Source organism: Spirosoma panaciterrae DSM 21099, from assembly GCF_000374025.1.
Taxonomy (GTDB): domain Bacteria; phylum Bacteroidota; class Bacteroidia; order Cytophagales; family Spirosomataceae; genus Spirosoma; species Spirosoma panaciterrae.
In genome coordinates, this window is record NZ_KB893206.1 from 83,384 (window position 1) to 101,416 (window position 18,033).

At 51.3% G+C, this 18,033-nt stretch carries 11 protein-coding genes; 5 read left to right on the forward strand and 6 right to left on the reverse strand.

Annotated elements, in window-relative coordinates; translation table 11 throughout:
- Positions 1-42: 42 nt before the first annotated feature.
- On the reverse strand, positions 43-3,741 hold the full coding sequence (locus B153_RS0125220; protein WP_020599526.1) for a PAS domain S-box protein: 3,699 nt from the start codon (positions 3,739-3,741) through the stop codon (positions 43-45).
- 203 nt (positions 3,742-3,944) lie between these two features.
- Between B153_RS0125220 and B153_RS0125225 the strand changes: the two genes are divergently transcribed.
- From B153_RS0125225 to B153_RS0125240, 4 genes are all read left to right on the forward strand, one after another.
- Positions 3,945-5,342, forward strand: coding sequence for a hypothetical protein (locus tag B153_RS0125225; RefSeq protein WP_020599527.1), 1,398 nt, complete (start codon positions 3,945-3,947; stop codon positions 5,340-5,342).
- 56 nt (positions 5,343-5,398) lie between these two features.
- On the forward strand, positions 5,399-5,734 hold the full coding sequence (locus B153_RS0125230) for a PKD domain-containing protein (RefSeq protein WP_020599528.1): 336 nt from the start codon (positions 5,399-5,401) through the stop codon (positions 5,732-5,734).
- Between the two features lie 3 nt (positions 5,735-5,737).
- The gene (locus B153_RS0125235) at positions 5,738-7,021 is read left to right on the forward strand and encodes a ribonuclease E domain-containing protein (protein WP_245564944.1); all 1,284 of its coding nucleotides are present in this window, start codon (positions 5,738-5,740) and stop codon (positions 7,019-7,021) included.
- A 90-nt stretch (positions 7,022-7,111) separates the two neighbouring features.
- The gene (locus B153_RS0125240) at positions 7,112-7,915 is read left to right on the forward strand and encodes a hypothetical protein (protein ID WP_020599530.1); all 804 of its coding nucleotides are present in this window, start codon (positions 7,112-7,114) and stop codon (positions 7,913-7,915) included.
- 54 nt (positions 7,916-7,969) lie between these two features.
- Here the strand turns inward: B153_RS0125240 and B153_RS0125245 are convergent, their stop codons facing one another.
- From B153_RS0125245 to B153_RS0125255, 3 genes are all read right to left on the reverse strand, one after another.
- On the reverse strand, positions 7,970-9,397 hold the full coding sequence (locus tag B153_RS0125245; RefSeq protein ID WP_020599531.1) for a WG repeat-containing protein: 1,428 nt from the start codon (positions 9,395-9,397) through the stop codon (positions 7,970-7,972).
- A gap of 157 nt (positions 9,398-9,554) precedes the next feature.
- A complete protein-coding gene (locus B153_RS0125250) occupies positions 9,555-10,160 on the reverse strand; it encodes a retropepsin-like aspartic protease family protein (protein WP_020599532.1) in 606 nt (201 codons plus the stop codon).
- 342 nt (positions 10,161-10,502) lie between these two features.
- Positions 10,503-10,913, reverse strand: a complete 411-nt coding sequence (locus tag B153_RS0125255; RefSeq protein ID WP_020599533.1) for a hypothetical protein — start codon at positions 10,911-10,913, stop codon at positions 10,503-10,505.
- Positions 10,914-11,134: 221 nt separating this feature from the next.
- Between B153_RS0125255 and B153_RS0125260 the strand changes: the two genes are divergently transcribed.
- Positions 11,135-12,922, forward strand: a complete 1,788-nt coding sequence (locus B153_RS0125260) for a purple acid phosphatase family protein (RefSeq protein ID WP_169518496.1) — start codon at positions 11,135-11,137, stop codon at positions 12,920-12,922.
- Between the two features lie 117 nt (positions 12,923-13,039).
- On the opposite strand, the gene B153_RS0125265 is transcribed toward B153_RS0125260, so the two are convergent.
- The gene (locus tag B153_RS0125265) at positions 13,040-14,389 is read right to left on the reverse strand and encodes a hypothetical protein (RefSeq protein WP_020599535.1); all 1,350 of its coding nucleotides are present in this window, start codon (positions 14,387-14,389) and stop codon (positions 13,040-13,042) included.
- 130 nt (positions 14,390-14,519) lie between these two features.
- Positions 14,520-17,954: an acetate and sugar kinases/Hsc70/actin family protein gene (locus B153_RS0125270; RefSeq protein ID WP_020599536.1), complete on the reverse strand. Its 3,435-nt coding sequence runs from the start codon at positions 17,952-17,954 to the stop codon at positions 14,520-14,522.
- Positions 17,955-18,033 lie beyond the last annotated feature (79 nt).

Genomic DNA, 18,033 nt, shown 5'->3' on the forward strand with positions numbered 1-18,033 from the left:
GTATACGATGACAAGACTAATTGGTAAATGGTATTTGGTAGTCTATTTTTTCAATTCAACCAGAAACTCACGGAATGCTTTTTCCAGCGCTTGTAAGGCATCCGACAAACCACTGGTATCATTCACTTTGAGTTTCCCTTCGGCAGTTCGGGCAATATCAGCAACACGGGCTACACCGATGGTTCCGGCACTGCCTTTTAAGGTGTGCAGATGCCCTTTTACCGTTGGTATATCGCCCAGTGAATAGGCCGATAGAGAACCCTCGACCAGTTCGGCGGCTTCGGTCACAAATTCCTCCATGATACTATCTACCAGATCATGTCCGCCAATGTCACGAAGCTGGCCCACGATTTCAGCGTCGATAATGGGCAGCGCGGGTTCAGAAGCAACCAGAACGGGTTTGACAGGTTCGGGAGTCGGTGCGGCTTTTACCCGGTTGGCATCCGAAATCTCTTTCACCTTCGCCACCAGACTCTGCGCACGGATGGGTTTGGCAATGTAGTCGTCGAGACCCTGGCTGATAAAGCGCTCCCGGTCTTCTTTCATCGAGTAGGCAGTCATGGCCACCACGGTAGGTAGGTCTTTCCCAAACTGTTCGCGGAGTCGGCGTGTGGTTTCTACCCCATCCATATCGGGCATCTGAATGTCCATAAAAATGACATCGAAGGAAGGTGAAGCTGCTGATAGTTCACTTTCTTCCCTTTCCTCCATTCTCCTTTTCACCATGTCAATAGCTGCCGGACCGCTATCGGCCGTGGTAACAATACAGCCCGCTTTTCGCAGAATTTCGCTGGCCACTTTGCGGTTTACGGCATTGTCGTCGACCAGGAGTACATCCGGATGGTAGGTACTGAAGAAATTAGCCAGCGCGATTTCGGCCACTTCGGTCGTTTGCTGTGTTGGGCTGATGGCCGTTTCTTTCAGTTCGATGATGAACCAGAAGGTACTACCCATGCCAACGGTCGATTCAACCCCCACTTCTCCTTTCATCAGATGCGCCAGCTCTTTCGAAATGGCCAGCCCCAGGCCAGTACCGCCAAACGATTTCCGGGATGACGTATCGACCTGGCTAAATGAGTTGAAAAGCAGATTGATATTTTGGGGCGAAATGCCAATGCCTGAGTCTTTCACCGCCACTCGAATCCGGTTGAATTTCCCCCGTTTGCTAACCAGCGATGCTTCGACTTCGATGGTGCCATTTTCAGTGAATTTGATGGCGTTGGAGGTCAGGTTCGATAAAATTTGCAGAAGCCGTGTCTGGTCGGCAATCACAAACGTGGGCAGGTCGGGAGCCAGCTTATAAGTTAGGTCGTTGTTTTTCGAATTGGCCTGCTGCCCAAAGAGGGCAATTAACTTCTCGAAAATCTCCTTAAAGGCAATCGGGGCTTCGTGGAGTACCATTTTACCCGCTTCGATTTTCGACAGGTCCAGAATGTCGTTCAGAATATTGAGCAGCGTTTCCGAGGATCGTTTGACGGTTTTTACGTAACTGCGCTGTTCTTCATCGAGTTGGGTGTCGTTGAGCAGGTCGATCATGCCAATGATTCCGTTCATGGGCGTGCGGATTTCATGACTCATATTGGCCAGAAACTGTTCTTTCACCTTCAGCGAACGCTCGGCTTCGTCTTTAGCCTTTTCCAGTTCGGCCGACTGCCGTTTCAATTCGGTGATATCACGGGCCAGTACGGCTACCACCGATCCTGTACTGGGGTTGTCGTTCAGCATCAGCATGTTGAACATATATTGCCGTTCGCTGCCGTCTTTCCGGCGCATACTGGCTTCAAAATTTCGAAGGCTTCGGTTGCGGGCCAGCTTGAACATAGCCCGACGGATGGCCGTCTTGTCGATAAAGAACTGACTGATTTCATGCCCCAGCACTTCGTCGGGAGTGTAACCCATGCGCTTGAATACCGACGGGCTGATCATGGTGATGCAGCCTTTCCGGTCTACACGGGCGTAGATGTCCTGGAGGTTTTCGAAAATACCCCGGAATTTCTCTTCACTCTGGCGGGTTGCGATTTCGGCCTGCCGGCGGTTGGTGATATTTCGGGCAATACCCGAAACTTCTTCGATAACTCCACCCGCCAGTAAAATAGGGTTAAGATGAAATTCAAAGTAGGATTCCCCGCCGGGAGTCATGAAATGCAGCTCGAAATTCTGCGGATGACCATGAAAAGCCTGTCGATACCGCTCTTCCAACCGTTTCAGATTTTCGTCGCCAATCATTCGCCAGCCCAGATTGGTAATGTTGGCCTGAATGGGGGGCGTTCCATTCGTTTGATAATCGATCAGTCGTGCATAGTTTTTGTTATAGGAAGTCAGATGCAGCGCTTTGTTGACCGACCAGATCAGGTAGGTACTGCTGTCGAAAATGGCGTTCAAACGGGCATTCTGTTGATCGAGCCGGGCTTCCGACTGTTTCCGGGCAATGGCCAGTGCTACCTGTCCCGAAATAAATTCCAGCAATTCCAGGTCGCGGGGGCCGTAGGTCTGGGCATCATCGTACGATTTTACCCCAATGATCCCTGTAATTTCGTCGCCGATCCGAAGCGGGGCCGTCAGCATCACCTGGGGTTGTTGCTGACCATACAGGTCGATGTTGTGCTGATCGGCCAACTGGCGGATGTCGCGCTCGTACAGGAACAGTGGTTTGTTGGCCCGGATGGTGTACTCAATAATGCCATTGCCCAGCTTCCGCTTGGTGAATCGCATGGCACTACCGAAATACTCATCGACATAATACGGGAAAGACAGATAGGTTTTGGTCGCGTCGTACAGCGCAATGAAAAAATTGCGGGCGTCGATAATGTTCCCTAGTTCTTCATGAATCTTATGGTAAAGTTCACTGAGATTCGGGGTATTGATGGTCCAGTTGGCGATGCTGTAATAAAGCTTCTGCGATTTTTCGGCGCGGATTTTGCCGGTTGTGTCGTGCAGAATACAACGGAACGTGGTTGGGCGACCGTTATCGAAGCGGCAGTTGACGCTTCCTGACAAGAAGAGCGTTTTGCCGGACTTACTCCGAAAAACGGTTTCGACATAAGGCAGTTTGTCGCCTTCCTGAATCCGTTTGAGCAGGCCGAGCGTACTTTCTGCGTAATCGGGATGAAGAACGTCGCGTAGGTTGAGGGCCGAAATCTCTTCGGAGTTGTAACCCAGAACTTCGCGCCAGGCCCGGTTTACAAAAATGAACTTGCCATCGAGCGTCAGAAGCTGAATCAGGTCGGAGGTGTTATCGACCAGGTCCTGCAACTGCGCGTTGGTATTCGATAAAGCCGAGGCTACACGTCGTTTGTTGGTAACGTCTTCGCCGATAACGGTAAATGAGTAGACGCCACCTTCTTTACTGTTGGTAATAACCGAGTTGATCTGTACGCTACGGAGAGCGCCACTCCGGGCCAGCAGCGTAATTTCGCGAAGATCGGGAAAACTATCTTTGACCAGGGCCTCTTCAAAGTCGATTTCAAGCCGGGCCCGGTCGGCCGGAGGAATCAGTACATCGAAGAAATTTTGTCCGATAATGTCGTCCGGTTGCCAGGCAGTAACGCGGTATGTATACGGATTGGCATAGCTAAGGGTTCCATCTCGCTGGATGGTCAGGCCTACCAGATTGAGTTGGTCAACCGTCTGTCTGACATCGAATAGGGGTTGGGCGTCGGTCAGGGGTTGGCCGTCGCGCTCATGATGGAGCCGTTGGATTTCAGCCACTAACTCGTCTTTTGTTTTTGCAGACCAGCGCATGTAGGGTAAGGAAGTTGATATGTCGTCTGACTTGTTAAATTTACAAAAAAAGCTGCTTTTTGACTAGTGCTAACGAATCGGTTAGAAATAGATGTTGCCTATAAGACCCGTATCTGGCCGATTCGTCATTCTATTTTCGGCAACGTTTTAATCCCTATAATTTGTCGATGTGGGCATAAGGTCTGATAAAATTATCAACGACTATGAAAAAGATCACCGTATGGATTGGGTATTTGCTCAGTGTATGGCTGTTCGTTACCTGCCATCGTTCGGAAGTAGAACCCGCTCCTTTTCTGGATGGTTCTCCGCGTATTAAATCCATTTCTTTTTCGGGAATTTCATCGGACCAGATAGCCATCGACCAATCGACGCGGACCATCTGGGTAACCATGCCTGCCCAACTACCCGACTATATCGATATTCGTATGGAGTTGGCAGATAATGCCGAATGGGTCAACAAACAGTCGGGCATTAAAGGGAGTGGTTTATTTGGCTGCGATACCTGTTCGCGTATTGACCTGACCGAAAAAAACGCCAGGGCCAGCCAGAGCGTTTATGCCTATCAGATCAGGCGCAAGCCCTCGGCTCCCTTGCAGGTGGGTGCGCTGACTGTCCCGCTAGCTTACAACATCCGGAATGAAAACGGTATGGACTTAGCCATTCCGATGCTGAATTTGTACGGAAACAGGCTGCCCAGAGAAGCCCGACTGACGCACGACAAAACGGGTGAAACGGTAGTGGTGAAACGGGATTCGGCTTTGTCGTGGCTCTATCCTGATTCGTACCGGATTCACTACAGCGACCATACGAACCAGCTAGCCCTTTATTTGTATGATGCAAACGTGCTGCCGGGGAGCTATCATATCGAACTGGTGCTGGATGACAATTCGACACTTAAGGTGCCCCAGCCCGTTGTCGTAACACAGGGCACGGCGGCATTCAGGTATGAGTCGGAGCCGTATCTGGCGTACAGAAAAAAAGAGTTTGGCTATCGGGTAGCTGTAGGACACGTTCTGACGGTGGATGGTTATAACTTGTTTGAAGGGTCCGTTGCCATCGAGTGGGTCGATAATCAGAACAATGTTATCAAACCGTCGGGGCTTCGATTTGATCGGTATGGCCGTCAGGTTCAGATTCCCGTTCCGGTGGGTCTCCTGCCGGGTCAGTACAGCATGCGGGTTTGGCAGAATGCGGTCAAATTGCCTTATACCTATTGTTTGCGGGTAAACGTGACAAGCGACGATACCGAACGACCCATCATAGGCACGATTGGCGATGATTCGGCTCCCTGCTCCCTCAACGCGCCAGTTCCCGTCCAGCGGGGGATGCGGATAAATTTTTCGTCCAGTCAGAAGCAGCAGGTGATAAATGGGGTCTATCAAACGGCGAGGCTGAAGCTTACGGCCGTTTCCGGCAAAGAGCTATATTACGCTCCAGTTGCGCCCTATGATGAGCGAAGAGGCTGGGACCCGGCCGAATCGGTTACGATCCCGACCACCATACCACCCGGTCTTTACTCCGTTACTTTACAGATTGTCGATGATGGTAAAAGTGTTTTAGCCGAAAGTGAGCCATATGGCCGGATTATTGATGTAAAGTAATGGATGGTCTTCATTGCGTAATTACTGTTTATTTTGTCATGTTTTAGTGACTAGCTATGCAACATCGCTTTATCTGTTTACTGGTTTGTCTGGTCACCGTAGCCTGCGAACCCTTTGATCTGGAAAAAAAGAATTTCCCGGTATGCGCCAAACCGTCGGCATCCATTGGGTACACGGCTGGTACACTGGATGTGACTTTTTTTCTGGAAAACCCACAAGGCAATATTGGGGCTGTAGGCTGGGACCCCGGCGACAACAAAGGGAAAAACCGGGTTGGAACGCGGGTAACCTATACCTACGATAAACCCGGTACCTATACCGTCACGCTTACGCTCGCTAATTCGTGCGACGATCAATTTTCAACCACCCGACAAATTACCGTTAGCAATTAACTTATGATGCGCCTATTTTTACTCCTCTGCTTTACCTGTTTGCTGGTTTTGTCGGGCCGGGCGCAGGAGCGTGTTCGCCATGTGCGGATACGCGTAGTCGATTCGTCGCAGCTCGAAATTCAGTATGATCTGATTAATGCTAAACCCGGCGATTCAGTCTATTTTGAGATGCGTAGTCGGTTACGAGGATCGTTGCGTATCCTGCCCGAATTTGTACAGGGCGACTGGGGGGCTAATGTTCCGGCTGGGTCCGATCGGCGTATCATCTGGGATGCATTGGCCAATGGCTATTCGCTGAATGAAGAAGTGCAGGCCAGAGTATTCGTTCGAACCAACACAGGAGCAGTGACTACGCCCGCACAGGCTGAGCCGACGCAGTCCGTTGTAACGCAAACGACCCCGGCCACCAGCCCAAAGCCAACGCCTGTTTCGCCCAAACCAGCCTCGACTAAGCCGGTTGCTACTACAGAGCCGAAACCAGAACCCACAGCGCCCGTGTCGGTAACGTCGACCCCAGTGGCGTCCAGAAAGCCTAAACGGGTCGCCCCCCCTAAGCGTTCTATTTTTGCGGCCGACAGCGTTCAGGCTGAGCCAACGCCCATAACCTCAAACCCGGCTTCTCAAGCCCCCGCATCGCAAACCGTAGTGGTTACTCAGCGTGTTGAAGCCGTCAAGACTGAACCCGCGAAGGTTGAGCCTGCCCGAGTCGAACCCGTAAAATCTGAACCTGCAAAAGTTGAGCCCGTAAACGTAGAACCCGCCAAACCTGAGTTGACCAAGGCTGAACCGACAACAGTGGCGTCGAATACTGTGGTCACCAGTTCAGGGGCTTCGGCAGTGGATACAACCCATCGGCCCAAAACGCGTTATGCAGGTCCTGCGTGGGCGCTGTTGTCGGCAGTAGCACCCGGAGTCGGAAATATTTTTGTACAAACCCCTAAACCTAAAATTGGCTTACGGCCTCTACTAGCCATTGGCTGCTATGGGTTAGTAGCCTATGGGCTGATCGAACGGCAAAAATCGCGGGATGAGTATGCGATTTATGAGCAGCAGAAGAATGTAAAAGAAGGCGATCCCTACTACCAGACGGCCAATGAACACTACCATCGGTATTGGCTGGCGACCCGGGGAGCAGCCGTCGTTGCGGTTGCCGATGTAATTCTGACAATCATAAAAGGAGTTCGGAATAATCAGATCCAGAAAGAAGCGCAGCGGTATCAGAGTATCAGGATTCGGCCGGGGCTTCAGGCCGGACAGCCGACCGTTGTGTTACGATACAAGTTTTAAAGAGCAAACGAGTGAATAAACGCATCCGTTAGGGTTGCTTCGACTCACGCGTTCACTCGTTTGCTCATTCACTTTTTCGCTCTTTAGTTTATGCGTTTGATTCTGACAGTGAGCCTTATAGCGCTTATTTCGACTACCAGTCTGGCGCAGTCGGCAGGACGGCGGCCGAAGTCGACTACCTATTCAGCCTCCAGTGAGTGGCAAAAAGTGACGCTCAAACAAACAACCCGGCTCACGGCCAACTCGTCGGCATTGCCTACCCAATCGGTGAAGGAGCGGGTGGCCCCGGCCTCTGTTCCACCATCTACAACCGATGGGTCTGACTTTCGGCCTGCGTTTACGGGCGATTTTTCAACGAATCGTAACGGCTGGCGGGCTGGCAACCAGGGGGATTACTACTACCAGATTGGTTTAGGACGCTACAGCATTCGCAAGCGAAATGCCAGCACACAGAAAACGGCCTTTAGTGCAGTTGAACTGCCTGGCAACATCAACCTCAATAAAGCGGATTACTTTACGATTAAAGTGGATGTATTGGCGGATTCGGGGCAGGTACCAACGGGCGGTATACTCTTTGGAGTCAAAGATTCGCTGAATTACTCGGCCTTTACCTTAAACGGGAAAGGTGAAGTGTCCATTATGCGGATCGCCAATGGGCAAACCTTCAGTGATTATATGCCGGGCGACTTTTTTATGCCGGGAGTAGCTGTCGATAAAAACCGAAATCGACTCATCGTTCGACGGAAGGGCGACGAGCTTCATTTTTATATAAATGAGCAGGAGATTCGGAGTAGTCCCTATTTATTTAAAATGCTTCCCGGAAACGGAATCGGCCTGACCTCGTCGGGCTACTGGACTTCCTTTCAGAAGCTCATCGTTACACTGGGGATGTAAGTGAGTCATTGATGGTCAGTGAAAGGTTGGGACGTAACGACCAGCGAGATCGACCTAGTTTCTAATCTGCTCGCCGTTTCGATTGATGGTCAGGAGCTGACCGTTGAGGAATACAGAGGCCGTATTGCCCCGGAAAGGCGTAACCGCTTCGTATTCGGGTTTGATGACCCATTCGTCATCTGCGTTGATGTATCCCCATCGGCCGTGGCTACGGGCGCGTCGCCAGCCTCGTTCATCGGCGCCTAGTTCTACTTTGTCGAAAGGTTTATCGCCAAAAGACTCTTCATATTTACCCTGGCGGGCATCGGCGGGGGTAGCGGGCTGTGATTCGGGCTCCGGCGGATTCATATCTGCATCTGTCGGTTTAGCTTTAGGCCTGGTATCGGCCTTTGTTTCCTGATTAGCGGCTACCGTCTGCTCTTCGGGGCTCTCAGTTGGGGGAGCTGTGGCTTCGGTCGACGTGGCTTCTTTTTCTGGCTCAGAAACGTCGGAATAAGACCGCGTTTCGGTTGATCGGTCGTTGGGGATGGAAGAGGTACTCCGTTCGGTTTTTGACTTTGGACGTGGTTCGTCGGGACGGGAATTGCTGCTTTTGATAAACCAGTAGATGAGTGCCAGCAGCAGCAAGGCGAACAAAACCCCATAAATACCACTGCGGTCGCGGGGAATAACCTCAACCCGAACGGTGCTCAGCGGATTGTCATTGGCATCGAAGAGGGTATAATCCGTACTTTTTGAGGGTTTTACCCAACCTCGATTTTTGGGAGACAGCCCTTCGCCCAGATCATCGATTGTAACGGCCAGCAGATTCTCAACCTCCCATTCCAGCGTTACGGTTTGCCCCTGACGGATGCGAGCGGGCGTTGCGGTAAATGCCCGAACAATAGGGGCCGGTTCGGTGGGTACCGATGGCGCTTGATAGACCGGAGGGTCAACAACAACGGGCGCTGGCGGAACGGGCGTGTTGACGACCGGCGCTGAAAGGGTAGAGCGGATGGGCTCAGGGTCAATAACCTTCGGCTCAATGACGACCGGCTCCCGATTGATCAGTCGGTCAAATTCGTTCGGTACAACAGGCGGGGCACTGGTAACGGGTGGCGATGGAACCGGCTGTTCGGTTGGTTTGGGAGTAGGGTCAGGGGGTGGGGCGAGCCGTTTCAATACCGTGGGTACCCAACGATTCTTGACGAAATCAGGGGATAGCTTCAGTGACGTAGCGGCATTAACGATCTGGGCCAAATCCTGATCATAGAATTGGCTCCGGGAGGGTTGGGCCATCCGGGCAATACGTGCTTGTATATTTTGAAACAGCAGACTGTTGTTCGCTACATCCTGACTGATGTCGGTTGCCCGTTTTTGCGCATCAGCCAGCGAAAGGCCCGCCCGTTGGGCATCCTGAAGATAGCCATTGGTTCGCCAAACATCAGGGCCGTCGAGCACAATGGCTTCTCGAAGTCGGTCAATCAGTTCGGATTCTGTCATTGTCTATAAAAATTTGTCAGGGAGGGTCAGATGTTGATCAAATAATAGTCAGGAATTATCAGCCATAACCAGAAGTTGTTAACTAGTTCGCAATTAGCGAACGACTTCTGACTATATCTGACAATTCCTGACTATTTATAGTTTAAAACAACAAAAATCAGTCGAACGTCACGACATTTCGTCGATAATCCACAGAAATTTTTCCAAACTTCGACAACGCCGACTGCCCAAGCAGCAAAGGAGCCTTGGTACTACGAACTACGTTGGCATTGACGTTTTCGAGCACCCGGTCGCCAATCTGAACTGATTTCAGGCGGATAATATCACCCGGCGAAATATCGCCATTGGCATCTTCAAAACGCGAATGGCCTACAATATCGTCCTCCGAAATAGTGCCCTGTTTAGCCATAAATTCGGCTTCGGTTGAGGAGATAGAGATAAGGCTGGCACCCGTATCCAGAATAAATTTCATGGGATGTCCATTGATCAGTACCTGAATCTTGTACACCCCTTTTTCTTTGACCATAGGAACCTCGGTGGGGCCTGTACCTACCTGAGTCAGAGCGGGTTTGGTAGCAGAAGTGGAGGCTGGTGCCGTTGTGTTGTCTGGCTGGCTGGCGGCTGTAGTATGCCGGGCCCGGCGTGGTTGGTGGCTACCCGATCGGGAGCAGCCGGAGCAGGCCGATAGATAGATGGCCAGAAACAGCACTAAGCTACCCGCCAGAAGCTGAGTAGCTAGTTGATTAACAGTTGATTTTCTCATTCGGTTGTGCCAAACTAAAGGTCTGGATTTGTCCAGAACGGTTGTTCAGGTGTGCGTATTGTCCGCAGAACCCGGATGAGGTCGTTTGTGCTTTTTACTGCGTTCATCCCTGGCGTGATACAGTTTGTCAAACACCTCTGATACTGTAACGCTAGAAACGCCAATAATGGTCAGATTAATTGAATGGTTGGAAAAGTGATGGCGTTGAAAAACGCCCTACAGGGTAGGGAGTGCGGCTGTTTTTCGCGTATTTACTTATGAATAAATGGAATATCCCCTGCAAAAAAGTCCAGGGGAATCATCCGAAAAACAGCGAGTAGGAAAACAGAAGGGGCGAATACACTATTTTTTCACCAGTACGGTATAGGTCACATTTGATGTAGACTCCACGCCCGTCATAGTGCCGCTTATGCTGGCATTGTTATCCGACGTTCCCGAAAAATTATAGGTAGTGCCACTGGCATCCGGTTTTAAGGTCATACTCAAAATCATGCCCAGAACAGAACCTGTTAGTTTGCCTGAAGTTCCATTTAGCTTGTACGTGCCCGCAATTGGATTGTCGGTGCTGGTAATGGTCATGCTCAACGGTTTTTGATCACTGCTGTTGGCTTTATTCGTCGCATTGCCGTTATAGGTTCCTTTTAATTCCGACGGTGGACTATCTGGTATTCCATCATTGCTATTGCAACTAAGAAAAATGATCGAGAAGATGCTACAGATAACGAGGAAATTGATTTGGGACGAGCGAATCATAACGTGTTTCTCTGGTTTATTCGTGGACATTTAATGAGCCACAATGTTATAGGCAAACATTCCGTCATGAAATAGTTAGTCCTAACTACTTTGCCTCTTAGCAAACCGAAAGCCTGATTTAAGCTCGGAAAAGTAGTACTTCCTATAGGTCGGGAAGTAGTATAAGCAATAGCCACTCACCCAGTTATAGCATTCATCCCTGAATGGCTATGTACGCATTTATGAACTGTCGTTGGTTTTACGTTGGCCTGTTTGGGTTAATTAGTGTTGGGCTTTTTGCTTGTAAAATGGGCCGGAAATCGGCTCCGACCTCTGTTAAGGAGGTTGTAGATAAGGCAGTTACCCGGCTTTACGAGACGCACAAACCAGAACAACTGGACACGATCAGCCAGGCTTATATCCTTCAGTTTCTGACCGAATCGGAGAAGGAAGTATTGGCTACCAAGTACCTGACGTTCGATGTCGACGTACCCGCCGTGGTTTCGTTGATGCGCGATCAGAACCAGAAAGTGATACCCTTCTGGCTGAACGGGAGTGGTTTTCAGAAAACGACTCTGGTCGTAAAAAATGAAGAATATACCTACGAGGTATGGCAAAAAGCCGTTCAGCCCGGAACGGTACAGCTTGGCATTAATGGGTTCGATAAGCACCGTCCGGTATACTTTATCAGCGTTGGCCCACAAAAACCAGGCGACAAGTTGACCATCACGAACGTTTATCCAGCCAGTCAAACACTCGATACGCTGCGGGTCGGTGCGTTTACCTACCACGACTGGAGCGATCTGACGCTTACCGAAGTGCCGGAATCGCTACGCGGGCAGATGTTGTTTCAGACCATTCGGGGCCGGGCCAGAGAGGCTCATCTGGTTGGAGCACTTCGGAAAACCGTCGCACCTTCGCAGAAGCGCCCCGATCAGGTTTTGCTGACGTGGAGTGATGACCCCGCGACAACGCAGGCTATTCAATGGCGAACGGCTCCCTCAGTCGAGGATGGCTGGGTACAATACTGGAAAACGGGAACAACGGATACGCTGTCGAAACAGGCAACGGCTTTTCGGATGGAAGATCGGTTGCTGCAGAATGATCGGTACATCAATCGGTTTACGGCCCAACTTTCCGGCCTGAAAGCAGGTACTGCGTATGGGTATCGTGTCGGCTCCAAAACGGGCAGCTGGTCGGTTCCGGCCACATTCCGTACACAGTCGGCCACGACCGATGGGTTTTCGTTTATCTGGTTTGGCGATACGCATAAGTCGCCCGACTGGGGAACAATGGCCCGAAAAACACTGGAGCGGCATCCCGATGTGGCGTTTTATTCCATAGCCGGAGATCTGGTCAGTACGGGATTGCATCGGGACGAATGGGATGAGCTTTGGCAGCATTCGGGCGATATTTTTCGCTATAAACCACTGATGCCGATTCCCGGAAACCACGATAGCCAGGATGGGTTGGGAGCCTGGATGTACCAGGAAATGTTCAGCCTACCCCAAAATGGGCCTACCCGTTCGGATGTACCCACCGAGCAAACGTATGCCTTTACCTACCAGAATGCGCTCTTTTTGATGATTGATGCTACCTCGCCCATTGAGGCTCAAACGGCCTGGATACGAGAGCAGCTTGCCCGCTCGAAAGCCGACTGGAAATTCGCGTTTTTTCACTTTCCCCCCTACAATTTTGAGGAAGATTACAGGGATATTCGCCGGGAGTGGTGTCGGCTATTTGATGAATACCACGTCGATATGGTCATGAGCGGTCATGTGCATTACTACCAGCGAACGAAACCCATGTTTGCCGAAAAGCCGGTAGCCTCATCAGCGAAGGGTACGATTTATACCATTTCGATTGGGATACCCAGTGAGCATGAGGTCTGGCCGGATGCCGATTATGCACAGGTCCGGTATAAAAGAGGCCCGTTTTATCAACACATGACGATCAACGGCAAAACGCTGATCTACACGGCGTATGACAAAGACGGGCATGTGGTGGACGATCTGAAGATTGTAAAATAACGCGTAAGCTAGATCGGATAAGTACAGCGTAAACTGAGTTATTTAGTTTTTCTGTCATTCCTCCTTCGACTACGCGTCCCGGTCGGAATGACAGAAAACTTAGCTTATAAAGCACAATTACTCATAGCGAATCAACGCTTTGGTTTTTACCCGCCAGACACCGTTTTCGAGAGTGGCTTCGCCATCCCGACGCATTGTGATTCGGGTATGACTGGCACTGTAGCTATTTTCACTGTCGCAGGCGGGTTCGATCATGTAATTCCGATAGGTCATGAACCGGGCTACCCGACCCGGATCGGCTTCAAATCGGAACGTGGCCACAGTCGGATTATCGGCGTTCACACTGAAGCGATAAGCAGATTCGGGTGAGAGTACAGGCGATTTCTGACTCAGATCAAATTGTCCGGCTGGGTCGGGTGGGGGGAAATAAAAAACTTCCGAGCGGTTCAGGGATGGCAGCGGTTCAAGCGGAGTTAATGGGGGCAGAGAGGTTTGTACCTGCATGGGTTCCGGCTCAATGGGGCGACTAGCGATGGGGTCAACCGCCGGTTCGTCAGTGCGCAGGGTAGGTCGATTTTCGGCTTTTCGTACCGGCTGTTGCCTAAGTTGCCGAATGGCGGTCAGCGGGTTTTCTCCACCCAGTTCGGCAACAAGAGCGTCATATTGAGCTGCTTTCTGACGATCTGCCGATCGGATTGCGTTGACATCATTGCCTGACCTGGCGCGTTGGGCGTTTTCCAGAGAATTGCGTAATCGGTTGTTTTCGGCCTGTAAAGCGTCGATTTCGGCTTGGGCAGACCGATAAAGCAACAGGTAAACCGCTCCTCCACCCAGCACCAGGCCGCCCAATGCAGTTAGTATCATCATCCAAAGGTCTTTTTCTTCTTTCTCTTTCAGTTGTCGCTCTAGCTGGCTCATTCGGTAGAGCGTCGGATCAACAGTAGTGCTGTCTCCTTCTACGACCTGGTCAGTTGGCCCGTCGGTGGGTGTTGGGTTGGCTGTAGTCGTTGGTTCAGCCGATTCGGTAGAGGGAGGCAGTAGCGCATCAATTTTCTGGATAATCCCCAGTTGGACGGCGGGACTTAATGGTTTGCCGTAGTTGTTGTCGGTTTTGTAACGTGTGTAAAACTGAATCAACTGCTTCCGAATGGCATCATTGGCCTCGGCCGACGACATGGCGTTGAATTTCGCCGTGTTTTTTAACTCACTCAGTTCCTGCATTTTTACCCCTACGGCATCCCATCCGCCCACAGACCGGATAACCGTCTGGGGGTCGCATCCGTCGCCACAGTCGATAAGCTGGTCGTAAATCTCCTGCGCCTTGGTCTGCCCTCGATCCTGACTTATTTTGCCAAATACTGCTTTGGCTACTTCCTTTGTCAGCGTATCGACAGCCGCCTGATTGGTCGTCTGAGCGAAGGCTGAGGTGCTTACTAAGCCCAGTATGAAAAAAAAGAGTTTTTGCATAAAAGGTTGTGGCTTATCGATTTGGCTATTACACAGAGACTCACGGAGAGAGAAGAGATTCACAGCGCTATTTCCAGGCTCTGTGAGCCTCCTTTATCTCTGTGAATCGTTGTATAATAACTTACAAACATTACGCTAACGCATTGGCCAGTTTATTGATTGCCCCGATCAGTGGGTAGAAAAACAGCGTTTCTTCAATGGGAGCCCCCAGGGCGTCGGTCATGCCACTGTATTCGGCCATCAGGTCGCCTTCTTTCCGCTGGATGCCATCCATGAGCGAGGTATCCAGATGCGTTCGCAACTCCTGCTGAGCCACCACCAGCGAACGGGCCGAAACGTTCAGATTCCGAACGAAGCTGAATTGCTGATTAATCGCAAAGAAGAAATCAATAAATGCGTTTGTTTCCTTCAGCAACGAGTCGATCACGTCGGGTTTGCGCAGATCCGCGTAGGTCAGTTCTGGGTATTGGTCGTCGAACGTGGCCGGGTATACATAGCTAATGGCTTCGGTATCGACCGGACGGTTGTTGGTAGGTTGCATCAGAGCCCCTTTGCAGGTAACCTCTTTAGGACCTTTACGTTCGTAGAAGAGCGTCAGGCCACTGGCATCATACGGCTGGTCATAGACTTTCTCGAAAATGACCCGCGCCAGTTTACCCAGCATCTGATCGTCGGAGCTGATGATGGTCAGTAGTTTAGAGCCTGTGCCGCTAAAGGTGATGGCTCCCGGCAGATTGATACCCCGGTGTTTCATCAAGCGGGCAATGTGGTAAAGCAGTGCCGTGTAAAACAGGACGAACACAACCTTCAGGTCTTCATCTTTGGCCAGCATCCCGTTGAACGACAGCATACTTTTGGCTTTTACGTCGTTGCTTTTCTCAATCGAGAACCAGAACGCCATAATGTCCTCCGACCGATTCGTATCCAGAATCCGGCGGTTGTTGTCGCTGAGGTTACCCAGGCTCTGGCTGTCCAGCAGCGTTTGAATCCGGTCGGCATATTTGCGAATAAACCCGTTGTGGCTGGCGGCTCCGTATTCGCTGAACGCATCGCCGTAGATGGCGTTCCCGGCAAACCGGAACGAGGTTAGCAACCGGGGTTCATTGCGTTCGTACACCACCACATCCGATGTGCCCCCACCAATGTCGACGTTGATCACAGGCCGGGCCGATGCGCTCAGGGTTGGATTTTGTTTGTAATAGTAGAACGGGGCTACCGATTCCGATACTTCGCGGAGTCGGCCGGGAGCACCACCGATGTAGCGGTCGTATAAGGTTTGCCAGTCGGCCCGAAGCTGGCTCACCCGACCGGGCGTCATACTGGCCGGGAAGAACCAGTACACCGTGGTCTGGGCCAGATTGCCGCCTTCGGTCAGCACTTTATTCTTAATGAGCATCAGCAACTCTTCCAGAAAAGCTTCGACGCGCCGTTCGGTCTGGTCGCTGTTTTTCGCCCATTTCAGGTTGGTCGTGATGCGGTTGGAACCTGCTGGCTGGCGTTCTACATAAAACGGAATATTGAAATCAGCTAATGCCTGGGTTTGCTGGTTGTAGCTCAGGTTCATCGGCTCGGCAATAGCGGTACGTGTCGGAAAATTATCCGGCTTGCCAGGACCAATGGTTGGTGGTACAAACTCCAGATCGTAGAGTAAAAACAACTCAAACAGGGCTGGATTGTATTGGGCCGGATTCACGAGGGTAGCGACTTGTGGGGTCAGTTCGGCCACATCGAACGGTCGGGGTGAGCCCCCATCCACTTTGTACTCGACGTGCGTGTTGGTGGTTCCAAAATCGACCGAAAATTCGAATTGCTTGCTGCCCCCGCTGTATTGCTGCCAGCGTGGAATCAGAACACCGTTCATTTCCCGGCCATCCCCCCGGATATGCGCTTGCAGGTAGTCGAACTCTTCGCGCAGCACATAATACACGCTCGACCCATCGGTATTTTGCTGACGAACGGTACGCTGGTGTTTCGACTCGATGGCCACTTCAGCATTGGCCCGTTCGCTGAAATAAGTTAACTCGTACTGGTTTTGGCTGTCGAAGCCTGATTCGATTAGCTGAACCCGATAATCGGCCGGAACGGTGACGGCACCCGAACGCACGAACGGATAAATGTTGACCGTAAATGAGTTTTCGACAATGATGCCTTCATTCGTGGCTTCGTTGGGGGCGCTGGCTCCTCCGACTGTTGAATTGTACAGTCGCTCAAAAGTGATGAACTGATTACCAGGCTGGCTGGGGGCGGTAACCGGAATGTCGAGCGTGACGTTGATGCCGCTACCCTGTGGGGTCATTTTGATCCGAACGCGGCCCGTCAGCAGGTCTTCGACATTAAAGAAATCGAAGAAATCTTTTTTCAGGGGCAGCAAAAAGCCCTTATCGGTAGCCGGTGTTTGCAGATTTCCATCGAAGAAACGGCCCCGGTCGGTCGGGAAGGGAAGCCGAATCAGGTAGGGTTCCAGAAAATCGCTGACCGTAAGCCAGGGGTAGTTGCCCGGCTGGCCGGGTAAAGGCCGCTGATTCTCGCGCCAGGATTCACGTGCATAATAGGGCACCACCGTATTCGAGTTCCACAGGGTTTGCGGCACGTACGTAAACTGCCGGAAAAAGCGGTTCTGTAGGGCCATCGGTCGCGGTAGGTTCGGATTCAGCCGTGCGTACTTATCCGACCGGATGATGAAATCGCTGACCTGGCTAATGGCTCTCGAATCGGACTTTTTCTTGCGGAGTGGGAAACCCAGCACTTCGACAATATCGCCCGGCCCGGTGGTCAGTTCGTCAAAATCCTGCTCAAATTTTTCGCGTGTCAGCAACGGTTGCCCATTGTGTGACTCGATGTGTTCATAGAACAGAGCCGGATTGTGTTGCTGCAACAGGGCCCGACTCCGGTTGAGGTAATCGTCGACCTCGCGGAAACGGTCGCGGAAGTTGGGCATGAACTGTTTGATGGCGTACCAGAACTTCTGATACTCAATATCCCGCTGATACAGTGGGCAAACCGACGCATCGAACAGTCGATCATTCCCCATCGACACATCCACCCAACTCAGGTCATTTCCCGAACTGAAAAACAACGTTTTGGGCGAAGTTCCTCCTACAACGCGCCCGCGATAGTTGAGGACAAACAGGCGGTGAATATCACCGAAATTGTATTCGGCAGCATCCTGATCCAGAAACAGTTTCAGCGCATCGCCCAGCCGCTTATGTCCCTGGTTGATGGATTGACGCAGCCGTTCCAGATCGGTACGAATGTCGAAGGGGGTAATGGTAATATAGGTTTTGAGCTTGTCGTAATTGAAAAACAGCTCACCCACGTCGAGGGCATCGGACACAATACGCTGGTCGTTTACCGTACCCATGAGGTCGGGACGAAGGGCCAGGTTTAGAAAGGCCGACCGCACCAGATCCATTCGGGCAAACGGACTCGGAATAGAGGTCGGTTGTTTTACGGTCTGCCCACCCTGAGGGTCACGGATGGCCGCAATCTGGTCGGTACCGAAGGGCTTGCTCACGTACCAATGCAGACCCGGTACGGGGTTATGTAAACTGAATGTGGTTGGCATCTTTACTAGTCAGAAAGTAGTCAGGTAGAGTCAGGATTGGTCAAGAGTAGTCGAATACAGAAAAAAACAATACCTGACT

Bases quoted from the DNA above. Each gene is read 5' to 3' on its own strand.
- B153_RS0125245 (WP_020599531.1), bottom strand. From the start codon at position 9,397: ATGACAGAATCCGAACTGATTGACCGACTTCGAGAAGCCATTGTGCTC.
- B153_RS0125250 (WP_020599532.1), bottom strand. From the start codon at position 10,160: ATGAGAAAATCAACTGTTAATCAACTAGCTACTCAGCTTCTGGCGGGT.
- B153_RS0125255 (WP_020599533.1), bottom strand. From the start codon at position 10,913: ATGATTCGCTCGTCCCAAATCAATTTCCTCGTTATCTGTAGCATCTTC.
- B153_RS0125235 (WP_245564944.1), top strand. From the start codon at position 5,738: ATGATGCGCCTATTTTTACTCCTCTGCTTTACCTGTTTGCTGGTTTTG.
- B153_RS0125225 (WP_020599527.1), top strand. From the start codon at position 3,945: ATGAAAAAGATCACCGTATGGATTGGGTATTTGCTCAGTGTATGGCTG.
- B153_RS0125230 (WP_020599528.1), top strand. From the start codon at position 5,399: ATGCAACATCGCTTTATCTGTTTACTGGTTTGTCTGGTCACCGTAGCC.
- B153_RS0125220 (WP_020599526.1), bottom strand. From the start codon at position 3,741: ATGCGCTGGTCTGCAAAAACAAAAGACGAGTTAGTGGCTGAAATCCAA.
- B153_RS0125260 (WP_169518496.1), top strand. From the start codon at position 11,135: ATGAACTGTCGTTGGTTTTACGTTGGCCTGTTTGGGTTAATTAGTGTT.
- B153_RS0125265 (WP_020599535.1), bottom strand. From the start codon at position 14,389: ATGCAAAAACTCTTTTTTTTCATACTGGGCTTAGTAAGCACCTCAGCC.
- B153_RS0125240 (WP_020599530.1), top strand. From the start codon at position 7,112: ATGCGTTTGATTCTGACAGTGAGCCTTATAGCGCTTATTTCGACTACC.
- B153_RS0125270 (WP_020599536.1), bottom strand. From the start codon at position 17,954: ATGCCAACCACATTCAGTTTACATAACCCCGTACCGGGTCTGCATTGG.